The organism is Enterobacter sp. BNK-34, assembly GCF_048684445.1.
Lineage (GTDB): Bacteria > Pseudomonadota > Gammaproteobacteria > Enterobacterales > Enterobacteriaceae > Enterobacter > Enterobacter pseudoroggenkampii.
In genome coordinates, this window is sequence record NZ_JBLQUA010000001.1 from 3,080,021 (window position 1) to 3,097,638 (window position 17,618).

At 46.7% G+C, this 17,618-nt stretch carries 23 protein-coding genes; 13 read left to right on the plus strand and 10 right to left on the minus strand.

The features are described from left to right. The first annotated feature begins 128 nt into the window (after nt 1-128). The gene (gene cui, locus ACMGG5_RS15045) at nt 129-698 is read left to right on the plus strand and encodes a colicin immunity protein Cui (RefSeq protein ID WP_420278089.1); all 570 of its coding nucleotides are present in this window, start codon (nt 129-131) and stop codon (nt 696-698) included. A gap of 64 nt (nt 699-762) precedes the next feature. Here cui and ACMGG5_RS15050 read toward each other — a convergent pair whose 3' ends face one another. Continuing rightward, a complete protein-coding gene (locus tag ACMGG5_RS15050; RefSeq protein WP_420278090.1) occupies nt 763-2,088 on the minus strand; it encodes a colicin-like pore-forming protein in 1,326 nt (441 codons plus the stop codon). 568 nt (nt 2,089-2,656) lie between these two features. Between ACMGG5_RS15050 and ACMGG5_RS15055 the strand changes: the two genes are divergently transcribed. From ACMGG5_RS15055 to ACMGG5_RS15075, 5 genes are all read left to right on the plus strand, one after another. Next, complete coding sequence (locus tag ACMGG5_RS15055; RefSeq protein ID WP_420278091.1) at nt 2,657-2,980, plus strand: hypothetical protein; 324 nt, start codon at nt 2,657-2,659, stop codon at nt 2,978-2,980. A gap of 174 nt (nt 2,981-3,154) precedes the next feature. Then, entirely contained in the window at nt 3,155-3,373 is a 219-nt protein-coding gene (locus tag ACMGG5_RS15060) for a hypothetical protein (protein WP_149366350.1), read from the plus strand. Between the two features lie 144 nt (nt 3,374-3,517). Further along, nucleotides 3,518-3,811 carry a Ref family recombination enhancement nuclease gene (locus tag ACMGG5_RS15065; RefSeq protein WP_420278093.1) on the plus strand — a complete coding sequence of 98 codons (294 nt, stop codon included), beginning with the start codon at nt 3,518-3,520 and terminating at the stop codon, nt 3,809-3,811. Further along, nucleotides 3,804-4,172, plus strand: coding sequence for a RusA family crossover junction endodeoxyribonuclease (locus ACMGG5_RS15070; RefSeq protein WP_420278094.1), 369 nt, complete (start codon nt 3,804-3,806; stop codon nt 4,170-4,172). Before ACMGG5_RS15065 ends, ACMGG5_RS15070 begins: the two co-directional genes overlap by 8 nt. After that, nucleotides 4,165-4,509, plus strand: coding sequence for an antiterminator Q family protein (locus ACMGG5_RS15075; RefSeq protein ID WP_420278096.1), 345 nt, complete (start codon nt 4,165-4,167; stop codon nt 4,507-4,509). Before ACMGG5_RS15070 ends, ACMGG5_RS15075 begins: the two co-directional genes overlap by 8 nt. Nucleotides 4,510-4,521: 12 nt before the next feature. Here ACMGG5_RS15075 and ACMGG5_RS15080 read toward each other — a convergent pair whose 3' ends face one another. Both ACMGG5_RS15080 and ACMGG5_RS15085 read right to left on the minus strand, forming a co-directional pair. Further along, on the minus strand, nt 4,522-5,055 hold the full coding sequence (locus ACMGG5_RS15080) for a hypothetical protein (RefSeq protein WP_420278098.1): 534 nt from the start codon (nt 5,053-5,055) through the stop codon (nt 4,522-4,524). Beyond that, on the minus strand, nt 5,042-5,968 hold the full coding sequence (locus ACMGG5_RS15085; protein ID WP_420278099.1) for a hypothetical protein: 927 nt from the start codon (nt 5,966-5,968) through the stop codon (nt 5,042-5,044). The genes ACMGG5_RS15080 and ACMGG5_RS15085 overlap by 14 nt, the downstream gene beginning before the upstream one ends. Before the next feature lie 901 nt (nt 5,969-6,869). On the opposite strand from ACMGG5_RS15085, the gene ACMGG5_RS15090 reads away from it, so the two are divergent. From ACMGG5_RS15090 to ACMGG5_RS15120, 7 genes are all read left to right on the plus strand, one after another. Next, on the plus strand, nt 6,870-7,172 hold the full coding sequence (locus ACMGG5_RS15090; RefSeq protein WP_267216688.1) for a hypothetical protein: 303 nt from the start codon (nt 6,870-6,872) through the stop codon (nt 7,170-7,172). Continuing rightward, the gene (locus ACMGG5_RS15095; protein WP_420278100.1) at nt 7,172-7,708 is read left to right on the plus strand and encodes a lysozyme; all 537 of its coding nucleotides are present in this window, start codon (nt 7,172-7,174) and stop codon (nt 7,706-7,708) included. The genes ACMGG5_RS15090 and ACMGG5_RS15095 overlap by 1 nt, the downstream gene beginning before the upstream one ends. Then, the gene (locus ACMGG5_RS15100) at nt 7,705-8,220 is read left to right on the plus strand and encodes a hypothetical protein (RefSeq protein WP_420278102.1); all 516 of its coding nucleotides are present in this window, start codon (nt 7,705-7,707) and stop codon (nt 8,218-8,220) included. Before ACMGG5_RS15095 ends, ACMGG5_RS15100 begins: the two co-directional genes overlap by 4 nt. A 152-nt stretch (nt 8,221-8,372) precedes the next feature. Next, nucleotides 8,373-9,245: a S1 family peptidase gene (locus ACMGG5_RS15105; protein ID WP_420278104.1), complete on the plus strand. Its 873-nt coding sequence runs from the start codon at nt 8,373-8,375 to the stop codon at nt 9,243-9,245. A 66-nt stretch (nt 9,246-9,311) separates the two neighbouring features. Continuing rightward, entirely contained in the window at nt 9,312-9,854 is a 543-nt protein-coding gene (locus ACMGG5_RS15110) for a hypothetical protein (RefSeq protein WP_420278106.1), read from the plus strand. A 7-nt stretch (nt 9,855-9,861) separates the two neighbouring features. Continuing rightward, nucleotides 9,862-10,644: a gp53-like domain-containing protein gene (locus ACMGG5_RS15115; protein WP_420278108.1), complete on the plus strand. Its 783-nt coding sequence runs from the start codon at nt 9,862-9,864 to the stop codon at nt 10,642-10,644. A gap of 2 nt (nt 10,645-10,646) precedes the next feature. Continuing rightward, nucleotides 10,647-11,075: a tail fiber assembly protein gene (locus ACMGG5_RS15120; RefSeq protein WP_420278110.1), complete on the plus strand. Its 429-nt coding sequence runs from the start codon at nt 10,647-10,649 to the stop codon at nt 11,073-11,075. Between the two features lie 30 nt (nt 11,076-11,105). Here ACMGG5_RS15120 and ACMGG5_RS15125 read toward each other — a convergent pair whose 3' ends face one another. The 7 genes from ACMGG5_RS15125 to rluE all read right to left on the minus strand — a co-directional run bounded on the left by ACMGG5_RS15125 (nt 11,106) and on the right by rluE (nt 17,519). Beyond that, the gene (locus ACMGG5_RS15125) at nt 11,106-12,146 is read right to left on the minus strand and encodes an acyltransferase family protein (RefSeq protein WP_420278111.1); all 1,041 of its coding nucleotides are present in this window, start codon (nt 12,144-12,146) and stop codon (nt 11,106-11,108) included. 163 nt (nt 12,147-12,309) lie between these two features. After that, nucleotides 12,310-13,020 (minus strand): Rha family transcriptional regulator, encoded by a 711-nt coding sequence (locus ACMGG5_RS15130; protein WP_420278112.1) that lies wholly within the window; start codon nt 13,018-13,020, stop codon nt 12,310-12,312. A gap of 162 nt (nt 13,021-13,182) precedes the next feature. Continuing rightward, on the minus strand, nt 13,183-14,553 hold the full coding sequence (gene purB / locus ACMGG5_RS15135; protein ID WP_008500757.1) for an adenylosuccinate lyase: 1,371 nt from the start codon (nt 14,551-14,553) through the stop codon (nt 13,183-13,185). Nucleotides 14,554-14,572: 19 nt separating this feature from the next. Then, nucleotides 14,573-15,202: a high frequency lysogenization protein HflD gene (gene hflD / locus ACMGG5_RS15140; protein WP_008500756.1), complete on the minus strand. Its 630-nt coding sequence runs from the start codon at nt 15,200-15,202 to the stop codon at nt 14,573-14,575. Between the two features lie 27 nt (nt 15,203-15,229). After that, nucleotides 15,230-16,342: a tRNA 2-thiouridine(34) synthase MnmA gene (gene mnmA / locus ACMGG5_RS15145; protein WP_032657963.1), complete on the minus strand. Its 1,113-nt coding sequence runs from the start codon at nt 16,340-16,342 to the stop codon at nt 15,230-15,232. Nucleotides 16,343-16,382: 40 nt separating this feature from the next. Then, on the minus strand, nt 16,383-16,856 hold the full coding sequence (locus tag ACMGG5_RS15150) for an NUDIX hydrolase (protein ID WP_023292763.1): 474 nt from the start codon (nt 16,854-16,856) through the stop codon (nt 16,383-16,385). Nucleotides 16,857-16,865: 9 nt separating this feature from the next. Then, nucleotides 16,866-17,519: a 23S rRNA pseudouridine(2457) synthase RluE gene (rluE, locus tag ACMGG5_RS15155; RefSeq protein ID WP_420278113.1), complete on the minus strand. Its 654-nt coding sequence runs from the start codon at nt 17,517-17,519 to the stop codon at nt 16,866-16,868. Nucleotides 17,520-17,618 lie beyond the last annotated feature (99 nt).

Below are 17,618 nucleotides of genomic sequence, written 5' to 3' on the forward strand. Positions count from 1 at the left end.
GCCCAACACGCTATATTCTTGGTATGGATTAATGTTCTTGGCCATTAAGCATATAAATTGAAGCACTCAACCTTCAAAAATACGTACTATCATGCAGGGATGATGTATCCTGAAAGCAGGAGCACCCTATGATTAAGGATAAGACTATGCGCAGGATTGAAAACCGTGAAAAGCCCGACAATAGCATCATGACAAAGATAGTGATTACATTATGGATGATCACCATAATCCCCTTTATCATTCTTTTTGTCGTGTACTCTGGGAACCCGGATTCATCCTTACTGATTTACCTGTCTGAAGTAACCCGTGGCTTACCCATGCTGCACTCTGCAAATAATCCGCTTCTGAGTTCGGTTATGAATGCCTGGTGTAAAACAGCACCGTTCTGGGGTGTTGTTGCGTTTATCATTACTTATAAACATATCAAGATTAACAGGGAACAGACCATTGGTGTGATGCTCAGGATAGTTGTGCTGTTTTCAGCCCTGTATCTGCCCATCATGTACATGTTACTTCTCCACTCTGCAGAAATGACAGAATCCGGGAAGCTGTACAGGATCATGTCGCAAAATGATTACTTCCTGGTGACGTTATTTATAGCAATATACTCTGTCTGCTATACCTATACCGCTTATTATTTAGTTGTCCTTGCGGCAACCTTTAAGTCATTCCGTCAGGGACGGAAAGCTTCATTGTAATAGTTAAAGAAACTCCGAACTCCGGAATTAAAAAAGCAGGCGGAAAACGCCTGCTTTATTTACATTAATGTGCCGGGCTAATCAGCCAGTTATTGATCTTGTCAGCAAACTGGTCATCAATCAGTGATGCCGCCAGCGAAATCCCGATGATCCCCAGTACAGTGATCGCGGTGACTGGCAAGCCGGGTACCGAGGCAAGGAGCATGGACAGCGACGCAAGTATGCTCAGGGCAAAACCGGTGGCAAAGCCACTCAGCACCCAAGACTCAACTTCAAGCAGTACCGGTTTCCAGTCACCGGTATCAACGGCTACCAGAGATTTTTGTCTGAGTTTCTCGATCTTCATGATGATATCAGCAGAGGAAAAAGCTTTACCGAGGAAACCGTATTTGTAAGCCATATCCTTAGCATTCAGGTAACGCCAGGCATTCTCCAGAGCAGTTTTGTCACCAGCACTGACCTTCATTTTCGGATTGGACAGAACCCGGTTTAAGGTAGCCATTGCCGCGTCAATATTCCTGATGCGTTTCCCCTGGAAGTTTTTAATGTCCGCCGCGATTTCATTTGCCAGGCTCTGGTATTTATTACCCAGAGCTTCACTGAGATCCTTTCCTGCAGCCACAATAACATCGCTGGCCTGGGCCAGTAAGTTGCTTTCCTGGTCAAGCTTAAAATTAATAAAATCTTTGATTAATTTTTTGACTTGGTTACGGGTGGTATCCTTCGGCCCCTTCCAGTTGTTAAACTGGACGTCGATATTATTGGGATCGCCATTATTTACTGTAATATCGAAGGGCTTGCTAGGGTACACATCAAGATACAACCGGTAAGTATAAGGCCCTGTAATTTTAAGGCTTTCAACGTAACCGGAGCGGTATGCACCCGATTTAGGATCATACGTAAATAAATCGGTGATGCCTGTCGTCGCAATTTCCAGCGGAGCAGGAGCAGTCCGGTGGCCAGAGAACTGGTTCTGGTCAGCACGATAGACTCCAGTTGGAAAATCCCCGATCGACAGTGTAGTGCCCGAAGCATCAACGCCCATTACCAGCCCGCTCAGACCAATCGCTACGGCTTGATCTGCATTTAACTCAGTGACTGATATCGACATGACCCCGGATTTTGAAATGCTCTGGATCGTGAGTTTCGCATAGGGATTAATCCGGCGAGCGGCGAGGATCATATCTGCCAGCTTCTGACGGATGGCGGGGTTGTTTCTTATTGTATTAATCTGCCGTTGCTCAGCCGTCCCTTGGTTAACGGTGCTGTTGCTGCCTCCGTTATCATGGTTCCCCGAGTTTCCGGTTGAACCCCCTCCAGGCGGTGTGCTCCCCCTTTCTTTGCTCCAACTGGTTCCATCACCATAACCACCATAATTAAATCCAGGCATAATTTGATTCCTCTTTGACGGTAAAATTTAAAAAATAACTGTATATATAAACATGTAAATATATACAGTTCGTGAATACTACGCCGCAGTTTTTCAAGTGTCAATGGCAGATTTTTGGGTGTAACTGGAAGGAAAATATTCTGCTATGCTACTGATAGGGAAGCAGTTTATAAAAATAGATGACTTATATAAAATCCTCACTAGCGTTTGTGTTTTCCTTGTTAACGAAGTTGCCGATGCACGTCACTTGCGCACCTCAAACGCCATGAGTGAGGCTATCTCTGAAGCTTACATTGATGGCTGTGAAGGAAGGATGTGAGTAGCAATAACAGAACATTTCGGTACCAGTTTCTACATTACATTCACGAACACACCTGGTTGTAGTTCATTAACGCAAAGTTTTAGTTAGAGATGATTTTGTATTGTTCCTCTTAAGTTAGAGAATGGTGTTTAGTGCTTTTTTATTAACCACTTACCCGCGTGTGCGGGTTTTTTTGACCCAAATTCTTGACCCTCATTTTTTTAGTGATACTGTATAAATATACAGTTAAGTGCTAAGGGGGTTATCATGGGATTTCAATCACCAGCATTAGACCTCGCTGAGCAGATTCTCACTATTACCAACCTTTACGGTAATGACGACAACTGCCGAACCATCGAAACATCAGCTGGATACGTGATAATAAACATTGCCAGAGAGCCGAAGATAGGTGACACCATCTTAATTGCGTTCTGCGGTAGTCTGGACTTCGCAAAAGTTCAGGGGAGGGCATTAATAACTCAGGATGGCGAGGCTATAGAGGGTGATTCACTTGATGACGCGACCATAATGGGAGTTGTGACGTACTTTCTGAATCGAGTGACAGATACCGATGATCGGCCTGTGATTTAAAAAGCAGGACCTGAGTACTGTGTTTTGAAAGCAGATCGGTTAGACAGGTCAATTATGGTTAATTGATCTTTCTAACCTATTAGACATCTGGTTAGCGGAAACCTAAATGAAATCAGTTCACAGGGAGAAAAGGACCGCCCCCGCAAGGGGAAATCCATTTTTAGGGAATTGCCCATGAAATTGAATGAATTTGCTGCCGGTCTCACCAAAGACGGAATGCTTGTTTTATGTCTTACTGATGGTGAAATAACAGACTACCTGGTTACCAGCAAGGCATTGCGCACACTGATTCGCCGGGAAGGAGGCGGGCTTTCAGCCCAGATTCTGGACGATGAAGATCGGATTATCAATTTGAACTCCCTGCCAGAAGCACTTAAGGTTCTCAAGCAGTAGGTGTTGATTTATAATAATCAAACGGGCTGAACACCCACTGATTACTGCGCCAACCTGAGGAATCAAAATGGCGCAGAGCATTACCCTAAACAACTCTCACCGCCCGTTTATGTGCGGTGTTTCTGCTTATGCTGGTGGTCCAGCATGAAGAAAGCAGATAGCCTCCATCTTTCGCGTGTGGCCGCATTGGGCTGCATCGTGTGCAGAAATCAGAACCTGGGCGAAACGCCTACGGAAATCCACCACATCCGAACCGGACAGGGCGCAAGCCAGCGCGCTGACCATCGAAAATCAATTCCCCTGTGCCATATGCATCACCGCAACGGTGGTTATGGTGTGGCTATTCATGCTGGCCGTAAGCAATGGGAGAGAAACTTCGGTACAGAGTTGCAGCTGCTGGAGCAGGTCCAGTTAGAGCTGGGGGTGTTCTATGCCTAAATACATCATCACCCCTGTCGGGAAACCCCGCATGACCCGCGCTGATAAGTGGAAGCAGCGCCCGCCGGTGATGCGCTATCGCATGTTCTGCGATGAAGCCAGGCTGCATGGAATCCAGGTGCCGGAGAGCGGCGCCCATATCACCTTCGTTTTGCCGATGCCGCCGAGCTGGAGCAAGAAAAAGCGCGCGGCTATGGACGGTCAGCCCCACAAGCAAAAGCCCGATCTGGACAACTTAACAAAATCTCTGTTGGACGCCTTGTTTGAGGATGATTCCCACATTTGGGACGCCCGGACATCAAAAGTATGGGGCGAAACCGGAATGATAATTATCGAGCACATTGGAGAAAAGAATGCGTGATATGTACGATGTTATGGACCGCTGGGGTGCGTGGGCTGCTGCAGATAGCAGTGGAGTCGACTGGCAGCCAATAGCAGCAGGTTTTAAAGGGTTGCTACCGCACGGTAAAAAGTCACGCCTGCAATGTGATGACGATGAAGGGATAAAGATTGACGGCTGTGTCGCACGCCTGAAAAAGTATAACCCGGATGAATATGAGCTGATCATAGCTCACTTCGTGATTGGTATCTCGCTGCGAGCTATTGCTAAAAAAAGAAAGTGTTCAGACGGTAAGATTAGAAGTGAACTTCAAAATGCACTTGGATTCGTTTCCGGAATATTGTCTATAATTACCTAAGATACTGCTCCATCAAGATTGATGGAGCATATCCTTAATATTAGTTCTTATAAGTACTAATGAGTTTAGCATAAACAAAATGGTGAGAAACCCTAACCATATGCATGGAATTGCAACAAAGCTATAGGGCGCTAAACCCAAGGTAAACTGTGTTATTGCTGTGGAAATTGAAAGCCATATTGATATGTTAATAAAGGATGATAATCTATCTAAAGGTTTTAATATGTCTTTTTCTTTGATGGCTTTCACTTCTATTTGATTTGCGATGGCAAATCTTTCGCGATAGTGTGTAGATGAAAATAGTTTATCTTTAAGGTTTACAATCACGAAAGTATGAAGAGAAAGTAAAAATGAACCTACTGAAATAAATCCAGAGAATAGATATCCACGCAGGCTTTTTGCATAAAAATCGTAAAAACCATATTCAAAAGTGCATAGGTTTTTCAAAACAAAAAATAATATAGCTGAAATTAAAATTGAAGATATAACCAGCCATATAAGCTGGTTTCTAAATGAGGTAGATGTGAAGCGATCAGCTAAATTCATGATGTTTTGCTCCAGTTTCCATTTCAGCCTTAATTATATCAACTATAGGGTTTGTTGAAAAGTTATCATCAGTCAGACCATCAACATGCTCAGCCATATCGTCAAATTCATATTCTATGAAATATGCAGGTGAGTTAATAAGGTCAACAATCCTTTCGTTGCCAGCATGATCAATTGCTTCAATACGACCCTTAGTAATGTGTTGAATATTCCTAAATAATTGTCCAATATGATCCGCTATTGGCCTTACCCTCGTTCTATCATTTTCATCAATATTAAAAGTCACTTCAGTACTTCTTGTGAATTGTTCTACGCCTCGTAGTTCAGGTGAAGTAAAATCGATATTCTCAAAGCGGAATCCTGCAGATTTTATAGAACTAAAGGCTGAAAGAGTATCGACTATATCAGCACGGTCAACTAGTATATTAAAATTTACTCGTTGTGAGTATTTTGTGTCAATCGCTTCTTTTTGATCTTCCGTAGCATTTCTTCCTAAAGCTTTCTTCTCTGAAGAAATGGTTTTTCTAATAAATCTGTTTGATTGCGATTGAAATTTGCTAAATAAATTATTTAGCGAGCATGAACCACGATAATAAAGGTATAGTCCTTTGAAGGATGTTTTATTAATGCAGAAAAAATTGAAATTAACTATTTTATCTTCACCTTGAAGATCTTCAACTTTTATCGTAAATCTTCCGTTGTCGATTCTGGATAAACAGTTCTTTCTTTGATTTTTGAATGTAAGTACTAATCCAATAAAATAGTTTTGTTCTTCACTGATCAAAATTTTTCTTGAGTAGTCAGAATAATTAACAACTTGGGTGTTGTAAGTCATGAAGTTTCTGATTATATCAAGTAAATTGATGTTGCCATTGTCGGTACTAATGGAAAAGCCATTACCTTTGATTCGCATTCTAATTATTTCCCTTTGAAATTTTTTTGCTGTGTGGAATGGATTCTATCAAACCAAAAAACTAACGCGTACGCAAAAACTATCGTAACCTGTTAAGAGTGGTCACTAAGCATCTTACTTAGGTATGTCTTTCACCTCCCAAAACTCGATCTATGTCAACGATATATCCGTTGCTCTTTGCTATTGCTATCCTTTAGCTAAAGGAAGGAGTAGTTCTATGGGAGGTTGCGCTGTCTGCGGATGTTCTCTTAACGATTCACAAGATACTGTACATAAAGGTGTAGACTATAAGTCTTGCCCAAAATGCTCAGCAAATGCTGGAGTTCATGTGTTTTATAAAACTGAAGACTTTGGGTATAGGGATATGGGCGATGGTAGGCATATCGTTCAATCATGGTGTCCTTCTTGTCGTTCTGGAGAAAACCCATCTATTCCTGAAGCGTTCAGATGTAAGTGACGATAATAATTTTTACAAGGCTGCCATTAGGCGGCCTTTTTTTGTTTCCCCTCATTCTGAGAGGACTCGCGGCAGTAAGAGGGAGCTAAAAGTCTGATCCCGACTATTGAAGCGACAGGTAGTCTTTTATTCGCTGATTTGTGCACAAAAAAGTGCGGAGAACGACATCACTCCTCTCCGCAATAACGACTCCATCTCATGCCCGCTTGTCTTTCTTTTATCCACAAAGAGGTAAAGTCATGACTTAGAGGAAATAGTAACAGCTAAAAACTATTTGAAAAGTTAATTATTTTTTGTATCAGTTGGCTCTTCTTAAGGATTGTTTAATTTATTGCACTTCTTAGGAGAAAGAAGCTCCGGAAAGTATCAAACATCCCAAGGCTGCCGTTTGGCGGTCTTTTTTATTTCTAGTAACAGCACCCGCACATTGCGAGGTGAGAGACCATGAAAATGAATGATTCAGGGAACATCTTCACGCAGTTCTTCGCGTGGGTAGCAGCTCTGGCGTCTGCCATTGGATTTACCACTCAGGATCTGGTGTTCATGTTCTTTGGCGCTGCTGGTTTGCTTATCTCGCTTGCCTCCTATATCAACGGGCGTGTAGATGCACACCGCAGGCGTAAAGAGGATGAGAAGCGAACAAAAATGGTCAATGACTATCTGAAAGGCGTTGGTGACAAACCCCTTCACGAACGTCCCGCAACTGCAAGCGTGGTCGTTGAGGCATTACAAAAGGAAGGTGACTGATGGGAACCAGAGCAAAATTGAGTGCTGCAGTCTTGGGACTGGTACTCGCTGGTGCTCCAGCATCCGTCATTCTCGATCAGTTTCTGAATGAGAAAGAAGGTAACAGCCTCACGGCGTACAAAGATGGCAGTGGTATCTGGACTATTTGCCGTGGCGCCACGATGGTTGATGGTAAACCGGTTGTGCAGGGCATGAAATTGACTCAGGCCAAATGCAATCAGGTGAATTCTAACGAACGAAATAAGGCTCTGGCGTGGGTTGACCGCAATATTACGGTACCGCTTACCGAACCGCAGAAAGCCGGGATCGCATCTTTCTGCCCTTACAACATCGGGCCGGGTAAATGCTTCCCGTCCACGTTCTATAAGCGCATCAATGCTGGTGACCGGAAGGGGGCCTGTGAGGCTATCCGCTGGTGGATTAAAGACGGTGGACGTGATTGCCGACTAACCAAAGGCCAGAAGAATGGCTGCTATGGGCAGGTCGAGCGGCGCGATCAAGAAAGTGCGCTGGCATGCTGGGGGCTGGACCAATGAAAATTAATCCGGGTCTAATCGGCGTTGTCGTTATTGCTATTCTTTCGGTCGCCCTCGTTAAGAGTTGCTCGGACGTCAGTAACCTTCAGAGCGATAACGACGTTCTGCGCAGTGACAACTCTTTGCAGGGGCAGGTGATCGCCACCCAGGCATTCAATTTCAATCGGTTCAATCAGGTTGCAGAACATGCCAATAAGCTTAACTCCCTGATCGACACCAGCACCGAAGAAATCGTAATCGAATACCGGGAGATTCTCCGCCGTGAAAAAACCTGTGATCTGCCTGTTCCTGCTGATGTCGCTGGTGGGCTGCTCAAATACGCGCACCGTTTACGTGCCAGCGCCATGCACACCGATACCAGCAGACCTGACGCAGCCGATGATCGTTCCGCTTCCGCCAGCTCAATGACGTACTGCCAGGCTGTGCTCTGGATTAAGCCGCTGCTGGCCGTGATTGAGAAGGGCAACAATAACCTGGCTGGCATACGGCAGATTGAAAAAGAGCGCCAGTAAGCTTTAAAAAAAGCGTGGCAGGCGAACTGCCAGAATCCGAATTGAGTTTTCCGCTAAATTAGCAACCATAAAGTGAAGATTTTTTCTTAACGAGGATGGATGTTTGTTATTATGTTTTTTCGTGCGTCATCAGCAGGAGATGAGATTAATCCATGGAAAACGTGCATCCTCTTTCGCTCTCAACAGTTCTTATACTTCTTAAATCCAACGGACAGACCGTTTCATCAGGAACAGGTTTCTTTTATGCAGATAAAAGGGAACGCCTCTTTATCGCGACCAATTACCATGTAGTTACAGGTAATGAGCCCGGTTCTGGCAAATCCCCACAGGGTGATGAAATAGAGTTTGTTGTAAAAATGAAAAAAGGTAATCCGTTAACTTTTCGGATAGCGTTATTTGAGGGCAATGAACCAGTATGGCACCAACATCCTACAGATAGAGAAGCAGATGTTGTTCTGATCAAATTGCCCAATGCGGATTACAGAGAACACGACATAGCAGCAATAACTCGCCAGTCGAAAATCCCAAATGTCCAAATTAATCCATCGTCAACAGTGGTATTAATTGGTTATCCGTACGGACTCCATGATTCATCAAATATGCTTCCAATTTGGAAAACTGGCAGCATTGCTAGCGAACCTGATTATGACTTCAACGGTAAAAAATTATTCGTTGTTGATGTGTCTGCTCATCCTGGCATGTCGGGTTCGCCAGTCTTTTATGTGTCGCATGGAGGCTTTGTAACGAAGGGGGGGGGGTATGCGATTGCGGATGGTATGCAGGTTCATTTTATGGGTATTTTCGCGAGTATGCATAATATCAGTAGTGAACTTGAAGTAAATGATCCAGCAGGCGCACAGGGCATTAAAGTTAGACATGTCGAATCTTTAGAGCTAGGAAACGTTTGGAAGTCTTCCCTCTTAGAGGAAATTGCTGATAGTTTTGCTGAGCAGCAATTAAGGGGGGCAAAAGTTGTAACCAGTCAGAAAACACAATGGCAACCAGGGAAGGGCTTTGGATTTTAGACCTGTTCTGTTGAGTCAAACGAAGCCACAAGCTTAGCGCATGTGGCTTTTTTATGGGGAAAAGGTATGCAGGGAACATTTATCTGCATAGCAAGTGGTCCATCGTTAATCTCAAGTGACTGCAATCTTGTTTCTTGTTCAGACCTCCCTGTCATTGCCGTAAATAATAGCTGGATGGCCGTAAAATGCTGCAGGCATATATATGCGGCAGACTGCTGCTGGTGGGAAGAATACGGCGAAGGCATAACTTCCAATGCTGCTCGATGGTGCGGTGATGAGTTCACGGCCCGGCGATTCGGGATTAACTGGCTACCGTCTGAAATCCCCGGTTCGTTTAATTCTGGTCAACGAGCGATTGAGCTGGCGATCCACCTTGGCGCCAGCCGTGTTCTGTTGCTGGGTTATGACTGCTCAATACGGAACGGCACCCACTGGCATGGAAAGCACGCTCTGCTGTCCAATCCGGACAAATTCAGCGTCGCGCGCTGGCAGGATGAATTTTCCCGCCTCAGTGCTGTTTCTGGTGGTATCGAGATAATCAACTGTTCCCGCTTCACGCGGCTTACCTGCTTCCCCCGACAGTCCCTCGAGACTGCACTTTCTCTGTAGGAAATTTATGAAAAGAAGAAAGGTCTGCATCCGCGGGATGTACGGGCTTGGTGACTCTATTTACCAGCGGGCGTTTGTACGCCAGTTCCCAGGCGCGTTTCTGCGTACACCCTGGCCGGAGCTTTATCGCGATCTCGAAGTGAACTTTGTTCGCTCGAATACTGCACTCAGGACGCAGCGGAAAAACGAAGAGCAAACGGGTGTGGAGTTTGTGCAGGAGCCGCCGCGACCGTCAGAGATTCTGACGATTTTTTATGGTCCCGACGAACTGAGTAAGAGCTCTATCATTGATGCCATGGCCTGGCAGTTCGGCAAGATGGCCAGCGTGTTTGATCTGCCGTCATTCGGTAAATCGCCGGTACAGGTTGATAACGGGCAATCAAGTGTATGGTATTTTGACCCTGTGACAGGAAATATCCGAAGCGATAAGGTAGGTTTTTTTTCAACGCAAAATGATTCGCAAATAAGAGCTGACAAAGCTTACAATGATGCCGTTTCCTGGGTTAAATCACAGTTTTCACTCAACTTTACATCTACAGGATGGTGGCACAAAGATATTACCGGGAAAATAACGCAGGGCGGTACGGTTATTGGCAATGGTGGTTATGTAAATACTAATTTTCCGGTGACCTTTCCAAATCGTTGTTTACAAGTGCAAATGACACTTGCAAACGGTGACTTCAATAATTCAAAAGATAATGTTTTTGTTAATGCTGTATCAAACTCTGCATTCCAGGCAGTCATGCATACAAGTGAGTATGGTGCTTATTGGATAGCTGAAGGGTATTAAAAATGACCTATAAATACATATTTAGCTCAGAAAGCAATGCATTTTATTCAGTAGATTTGCAGATGTCGTATGAACAAAGCGAGAGTTGGCCTAAAAATTATGTTTATATTACAGATGCTAAATGGCAAGAAATGCTTGAGGGCCAATCTAAAGGCATGGATATCAAAGCTGACGCTCAAGGTTATCCGGTTCTCATAGAAAGAAAGCCTCCGTCAGATCAAATGCAAATTGATATTGCTGAGCGACAAAAGGCTAAGCTAATGAAGGAAGCGATTGATACAATTGATATCTTGCAGGATGCGACTGTTCTGGGAATCTCCACTCAAGAGGAGAATGACAGTTTGATTTCATGGAAAAAATACAGGGTCTTGCTTAACAGGATTGATACCCGGAAGGCCCCGGACATCAGTTGGCCAATCAAACCAGAATAAAAAGTGCCGCAGGTATGCGGCACTTCATTGCTATCTTTTAAGTTTAAGGAATTTGAGCTCAAAGAAGTAAAATGAAATCGTTGCCACTACATATGAAATTATTAGAGAGGGCATGATTAAGTTGCTATTATGCCTTAAAATGTCATGTTTTTGAGAAAACATTATCAATAAAATATAACATAATGTATGCCACATATATAACCCATAGCTGATTTTCCCTGTGTAAACGAGGAACGGGTTTTTGAAAAACTTCAACAATATATTACTTTTGCCTGACGTTTCATGTTTATAACAAAGGAAAATTATTGATGAAAATAAAAAACCAAGTGCGGTGTATAACCACCACCGCTGACTTGCCCAGTTACGAGAATCCCAGAATGCAGACATAGGCATTGTCAAAACTGACAAAAGAGTAACTATGAGTCCGATAAAAAGTACAACCCATGCAATATTTGTGCTTTTTTTGTTATTTTTTAATTGCGCAAATATAGCACCCATGACCATCATGTCAGCGCAACTCAGTAACGTTGCATTGATCATATATTTTGCGCCAATGATATAGAAGATTACGTATCTTGAAATTAATGAAATGAATACCAGTGGAATGAAAATCCTGAGTAGTTTTTGATCTTTTATGAAAAACAAAATGAAAGGCCAAAACCAATAAAATTGCTCTTCAATAGCTAATGACCAGGTATGTCCAAGAATTCCGGGGAGAGAGCCGCCTGCACCTAAATAATAATTCTGTAAATATAATATGAACCAACCATATCCTTTAGCTGAACCGTCAATAGACAAGATGTAAACGTAGTTCGCAATCAAGTATAGGTAAAATAATGGGAATATACGAAGAGAACGATTAAAAAAGAACTTTTTTAAGTATTCAGGTAATGATTTGTTTCTGTCATTTAATAAAATGTTTGTAATCAGAAACCCTGAAAGACAGAAAAAAATGGGTACACCTATAAACCCAAGGGACAACCCTGGAGCTTTGAAATGATAAAGCATAACAAGTAAAACGGCTATGCCGCGAATACCATCTAAAGATTTAATATGTTGTTTGTATTCCATTTTAGATTTATCATTCAATTATCAGAAACTGATTATTATGCCTTATGTCACATTAAAAGTCATAAAGATAATAACATGAATTGCTAAATAATGAGATTGGCTAAACTTTAACTGAGCTAACTAGCCCCCAATCCAATCTTAAAGCGACTGGTGGCATGCATTGCTATGGCTGCAACCAGCGATCGCGTGTTTGTCGTGCAATGGCGATCATTTCCTGAATCTCACCGAGTGTGAATTTTTCTGCTTCATCGCACTGCATCACCACGTAGCCGGAGCGGATAACATGCTCCAGGCAGGAATCGCGGTTCATAATCACCTCTCCCGGCATCAGAGGATGGCACGCTACTGGCAGACCGTTTTCGAAATAAGGGATCACAGCATAGCTCGTCCGGCTGGTAGCAGCTGGGGTTCTCTTGTGGATTTCGGCTTCCATGGCATTAAACTTGGCGATGTATGCTTCCTGAAGCCTGGCAGTTTTCTTTCCGGTGAAACCCATCACCAAAAACATAAACCCATCTTTAGTGATCAGGTAGCCGCGTGATTCATGTTCGGCACCATTACCGACTTCGACGGTTTGAACATCAGCCGAAAAGTTGGCTGATGAAAATTCAGGCGAACAACCCAGCATGTCAATTTTGCGCAGAACGTCTTTATGTTGCTTATCGAAAGAGTCAGCGACGGATTGGGAGGTGGTGACCAGACGGCCATCTTTGGAAAAAACTTGCGGGGCTTCAGTGGAAATAGTAGTTCTCAATATCCAGTGAAAATTGCAACGAAAAAGAGTCAATTTTGGGGGCAATTTTGGGGGCAAAACTGCTTTGGGGGCATGATTTGGGGCAATAAAATGACCATTATTGTCCGATAATGTCCACATTACAATTTCAGTAAACCACTGAATAATAAGTAACTTATTGTTTTAGTGCTGGTTGTGATTTTCGCTGTGCAGTCTAACGCTGATTATGTTGTTGTGGGGATAAACATTGAGTAAACCGGGGAAAAGCATCCCCCTTTTCGGGCGAAAAGGGGGAGAGGGGCGTTACTTCAGCTCGTCGACCATGGTGATGGCGCGGCCAATGTAGTTCGCCGGAGTCATCGCCTTCAGGCGCGTTTTCTCTTCTTCCGGCAGCGCCAGACCGTCGATAAACTGCTTCATGCCTTCGGCGTCAACGCGTTTGCCGCGGGTCAGCTCTTTCAGTTTTTCGTACGGTTTTTCGATGCCATAACGACGCATCACGGTCTGAATCGGCTCCGCCAGCACTTCCCAGTTGTGATCCAGCTCGTCCAGCAGACGGTCACGGTTCACTTCCAGCTTGCTCACGCCTTTCAGGGTGGACTGATACGCGATCAGCGCGTAGCCAATGCCTACGCCCAGGTTACGCAGTACGGTGGAGTCGGTCAGGTCGCGCTGCCAGCGGGATACCGGCAGTTTGCTCGCCATATGCTGCAGCACGGCGTTCGCCAGGCCCAGGTTGCCTTCGGAGTTTTCGAAGTCGATTGGGTTTACTTTGTGCGGCATGGTGGAAGAGCCGATTTCACCGGCGATGGTTTTCTGCTTGAAGTGGTTCAGGGCGATGTAGCCCCACACGTCACGATCGAAGTCGATCAGGATGGTGTTGAAGCGCGCGATGCAGTCAAACAGCTCGGCGATATAGTCGTGCGGCTCAATCTGGGTGGTGTACGGGTTCCACTGAATGCCCAGAGAGGTCACGAACTCTTCGCTGAACTGGTGCCAGTCCACTTCCGGGTAAGCGGCGATGTGGGCGTTATAGTTACCGACCGCCCCGTTGATTTTGCCGAGGATCTCAACCTGCTCCAGCTGACGGTACTGGCGTTCCATACGGTAGGCGACGTTCGCCATCTCTTTACCCATCGTGGATGGGGTGGCTGGCTGGCCGTGGGTACGGGAGAGCAGCGGAATGTCGCGGTATTCCACGGACAGCGCTTTTACCGCGTCGATGATTTTACGCCAGTAAGGCAGCACCACCTCTTTGCGCGCGGTGGAGAGCATCAGCGCATGAGACAGGTTGTTGATGTCTTCAGAGGTACAGGCGAAGTGGATGAACTCAGACACGGCGTGCAGCGCAGGGACGCTTTCCACTTTCTCTTTCAGGAAGTACTCAACCGCTTTCACGTCGTGGTTGGTAGTGCGTTCAATGGTTTTAATGCGCGCGGCGTCTTGTTCGCTAAACTCAGCAACGATTTTATCAAGGTAATCGTTTGCCTTTTCGTCAAAAGCAGGAACTTCCTTGATTGCTGCCTGGGCGGCCAGCTTTTGCAGCCAGCGTACTTCAACCTGAACACGGAACTTCAGCAAACCATATTCGCTGAAGATCCCGCGCAGCGCGCTGACTTTATCGCCGTAGCGTCCATCGACAGGGGATACGGCGGTCAGTGAGGATAATTCCATAATTCGCAACTCCGGGAGGTTAACAATGAGCAAGAATTTGTTTTGCCTGAGTGGTCAGGCGATTACGAGAAAACATTAACTGCAGGCGGCCACCGCCAACCTGGTGCCACAGCACAGCGGCGCGGATCCCAGCCAGCAGGGACGCACGCACTTTTGCCTGTACCTGCGGACTTTGCAGCACGGCAGGGGAACCGGTGACCTGAATACGCGGGCCCAATGGGCTGATAACGTCAACATAAATGCCGGCCATGGCGCTGAGCAGCGTGTCGGACTGCAGATCAAAATGGTCGAGCTGACGCTGTAACCCGGCAATACGATCGCCCAGGGTATTGAGCGCGCCTTTTGCTGCGCTCAGCTTACGCTCCAGCACCATCAGGCTCAACGTGTAGCGGGTCAGCTCCGCGTTTAATCCCTGACGGCTGCTGGCGTTAAGCACGCCAAGCAGGGTTTCAAGACCGAGACGAAGATTGGTTTCACTGCCGCCGAACACACCCAGGGTCGAGCCGGGGTTGAGATCGATAACGCTGTTGAGTGAAACGTGCAGGGCGTCAGCATCGCAATGACCCTGATGCGCCAGCTGTTGCACCAGACGGGCTGACTGGCAAATTCCCGCCAGTGCCAGGGTGATGTCATAGTAGTTCTTCGCCACACGGTCTCCTTTATGTGTGCAATCGTATTAAACAGCAGGCAGCGGCAGGCGCTGTTCAATGATCCCGCCGCCCAGGCAGATCTCACCGCTGTAGAAGACAGCAGACTGACCCGGGGTGACGGCGGCGACCGGCTCGTCGAAGCGCACGTCAATGCGATCGTCATCAAGCGCGGTAATGGTGCAAGGAATATCGGTCTGGCGGTAGCGGGTTTTCACCGTGCAGCGCAGCGTGCCTTTCAGCGGCTCACGATCGACCCAGTGCAGCTGCTGGGCGATAAGGCCAACGGACATCAGACGCGGATGATCGTGACCCTGGGCAACAACCAGAATATTGTTTTCGACGTCTTTGTCGACAACATACCACGGATCTTCGCTACCTTCTTTGGTTCCGCCGATACCCAGGCCTTTACGCTGGCCGAGCGTGTGGTACATCAGCCCTTGATGCTGGCCAATCTCTTCACCGTCGACGGTGACAATTTTACCCGGCTGTGCGGGCAGGTAACGTCCCAGGAAATCGCGGAATTTGCGCTCGCCAATGAAGCAGATGCCGGTAGAGTCTTTTTTCTTCGCGGTGATCAGGTCCAGTTCTTCGGCGATTTTACGCACCTGCGGCTTTTCCAGCTCGCCGACCGGGAACAGGCTCTGGGCGATTTGCTCGTGGCTCAGCGTATAGAGGAAATAGCTTTGATCTTTATTGCCGTCCAGACCGCGCAGCAGCTGGCTTTTGCCATTCACGTCTGCACGACGCACGTAGTGACCGGTCGCGATGTAGTCTGCGCCCAGATCTTCTGCAGCGAATTCGAGGAAGGCCTTAAATTTGATCTCTTTGTTGCACAGAATATCCGGGTTCGGCGTGCGGCCCGCTTTGTACTCTTCGAGGAACAGTTCAAACACGTTGTCCCAGTATTCTGCGGCAAAGTTAACGGTGTGCAGTTCAATGCCGAGCTTATCGCATACGGCCTGCGCATCGGCGAGATCCGCAGCGGCAGTGCAGTATTCCTCGCCATCATCTTCCTCCCAGTTCTTCATGAACAGGCCCTCCACCTTATAGCCCTGTTGCTGTAACAGGTAGGCGGAAACGGAGGAATCGACACCGCCGGACATGCCGACGATCACTTTTTTCTGGCTGTTATCTGACATGGAATACTCACGACATTGAACTTCAAGGCGGCGTATTCTATCACGCCCCCCCACCATTGGCACCCTCTGTAAACGGCCAGTTAAATGCGCCGATGACATCCAGCGGTAAGCGGCCAGCAGACTGCCAGCAGCGAATGCTTTCTGCAACCAGCGGCGAGCGCAGGTTTGGCGCGTTCAGGATCTCGTCGGCAGTGACCCACAGACAGCGGTCGATATCGTCATCCTGCGGCTCTGTGGCGCACGTTTCGCTAAGCTCAACGGCAAATAAAAAGCGCAGGAACGGAGTGTGATCGGGCGCGATCCACTGGTGCATACGGATGAAGTGCTGGGGTTCAGCGTGAATGCCGGTCTCTTCCCACAGCTCGCGTTTCGCGGCCTGCAGCAGGGTCTCATTGGCTTCAAGATGCCCGGCAGGCTGGTTCCACAGCGCTTTGCCGTTAATGCTCTCTTCGACAACAAGGAATTTACCCTTAGCGTGGACCACGCAGGCAACCGTGACATGAGGTTTAAACATAGTGACTCCTTAAGGGGTGACGTCTCGCCATTCGCCGTTTGCCAGCGTTTCCAGCGTGTAGCTGCCCATAGCGTAGCGAATCAGACGCAGGGTAGGGAAGCCGACGTGCGCGGTCATGCGGCGAACCTGGCGGTTGCGGCCTTCATAAAGGGTAATTTTGAGCCAGCTTGTCGGAATGGATTTGCGTTCGCGAATCGGCGGGTTGCGCGGCCACAGCCACTCCGGTTCATTCACGCGTTCAATACCTGCAGGCAGGGTGGGGCCGTCGTTCAGCGTCACGCCGCTGCGTAATTTTTCCAGCGTTTCTTCGTCCGGCTCGCCTTCGACCTGGACGAAGTAAATTTTACCGGTGCGTTTCCCGGGCTGCGTGAGCTTCGCCTGCAAGGCGCCGTCGTTGGTTAAAACCAGAAGGCCTTCGCTGTCGCGGTCCAGACGGCCCGCGGCGTAGACGCCCTGAACAGGTATATAGTCCTTCAGCGTGCTGCGCCCGGCTTCATCGGTAAACTGCGGCAAAACATCGTAGGGTTTATTGAACAAAATAACCCGCACCGGCTGGGTTTCCTGCGGTCTTCTGGCGGCTTGTCGCGAGCTGAATCGCTCAACCCGGTGTTTTGTAAAAGAAGTTTTCTTCATGGTATTTTCAGGCGTTATCAATTGCCGCATTATAGCCTAATAACGAAGACCTTTCATGGCGCAGGACAATCAGGTACTATCGAAGGGCTCATTACAATTTATTAACATAAGATCAGTAACAACCAGAAG

What these genes read in the sequence shown, in the direction of transcription:
- ACMGG5_RS15055 (WP_420278091.1), top strand. Translation starts at nt 2,657, where the DNA reads ATGGGATTTCAATCACCAGCATTAGACCTCGCTGAGCAGATTCTCACT.
- ACMGG5_RS15105 (WP_420278104.1), top strand. Translation starts at nt 8,373, where the DNA reads ATGGAAAACGTGCATCCTCTTTCGCTCTCAACAGTTCTTATACTTCTT.
- ACMGG5_RS15060 (WP_149366350.1), top strand. Translation starts at nt 3,155, where the DNA reads ATGAAATTGAATGAATTTGCTGCCGGTCTCACCAAAGACGGAATGCTT.
- ACMGG5_RS15115 (WP_420278108.1), top strand. Translation starts at nt 9,862, where the DNA reads ATGAAAAGAAGAAAGGTCTGCATCCGCGGGATGTACGGGCTTGGTGAC.
- ACMGG5_RS15080 (WP_420278098.1), bottom strand. Translation starts at nt 5,055, where the DNA reads ATGAATTTAGCTGATCGCTTCACATCTACCTCATTTAGAAACCAGCTT.
- purB (WP_008500757.1), bottom strand. Translation starts at nt 14,553, where the DNA reads ATGGAATTATCCTCACTGACCGCCGTATCCCCTGTCGATGGACGCTAC.
- ACMGG5_RS15120 (WP_420278110.1), top strand. Translation starts at nt 10,647, where the DNA reads ATGACCTATAAATACATATTTAGCTCAGAAAGCAATGCATTTTATTCA.
- ACMGG5_RS15075 (WP_420278096.1), top strand. Translation starts at nt 4,165, where the DNA reads ATGCGTGATATGTACGATGTTATGGACCGCTGGGGTGCGTGGGCTGCT.
- ACMGG5_RS15070 (WP_420278094.1), top strand. Translation starts at nt 3,804, where the DNA reads ATGCCTAAATACATCATCACCCCTGTCGGGAAACCCCGCATGACCCGC.
- ACMGG5_RS15090 (WP_267216688.1), top strand. Translation starts at nt 6,870, where the DNA reads ATGAAAATGAATGATTCAGGGAACATCTTCACGCAGTTCTTCGCGTGG.
- mnmA (WP_032657963.1), bottom strand. Translation starts at nt 16,342, where the DNA reads ATGTCAGATAACAGCCAGAAAAAAGTGATCGTCGGCATGTCCGGCGGT.
- ACMGG5_RS15065 (WP_420278093.1), top strand. Translation starts at nt 3,518, where the DNA reads ATGAAGAAAGCAGATAGCCTCCATCTTTCGCGTGTGGCCGCATTGGGC.
- ACMGG5_RS15110 (WP_420278106.1), top strand. Translation starts at nt 9,312, where the DNA reads ATGCAGGGAACATTTATCTGCATAGCAAGTGGTCCATCGTTAATCTCA.
- ACMGG5_RS15125 (WP_420278111.1), bottom strand. Translation starts at nt 12,146, where the DNA reads ATGGAATACAAACAACATATTAAATCTTTAGATGGTATTCGCGGCATA.
- ACMGG5_RS15100 (WP_420278102.1), top strand. Translation starts at nt 7,705, where the DNA reads ATGAAAATTAATCCGGGTCTAATCGGCGTTGTCGTTATTGCTATTCTT.
- ACMGG5_RS15130 (WP_420278112.1), bottom strand. Translation starts at nt 13,020, where the DNA reads ATGTGGACATTATCGGACAATAATGGTCATTTTATTGCCCCAAATCAT.
- ACMGG5_RS15095 (WP_420278100.1), top strand. Translation starts at nt 7,172, where the DNA reads ATGGGAACCAGAGCAAAATTGAGTGCTGCAGTCTTGGGACTGGTACTC.
- rluE (WP_420278113.1), bottom strand. Translation starts at nt 17,519, where the DNA reads ATGCGGCAATTGATAACGCCTGAAAATACCATGAAGAAAACTTCTTTT.
- ACMGG5_RS15150 (WP_023292763.1), bottom strand. Translation starts at nt 16,856, where the DNA reads ATGTTTAAACCTCATGTCACGGTTGCCTGCGTGGTCCACGCTAAGGGT.
- ACMGG5_RS15085 (WP_420278099.1), bottom strand. Translation starts at nt 5,968, where the DNA reads ATGCGAATCAAAGGTAATGGCTTTTCCATTAGTACCGACAATGGCAAC.
- cui (WP_420278089.1), top strand. Translation starts at nt 129, where the DNA reads ATGATTAAGGATAAGACTATGCGCAGGATTGAAAACCGTGAAAAGCCC.
- ACMGG5_RS15050 (WP_420278090.1), bottom strand. Translation starts at nt 2,088, where the DNA reads ATGCCTGGATTTAATTATGGTGGTTATGGTGATGGAACCAGTTGGAGC.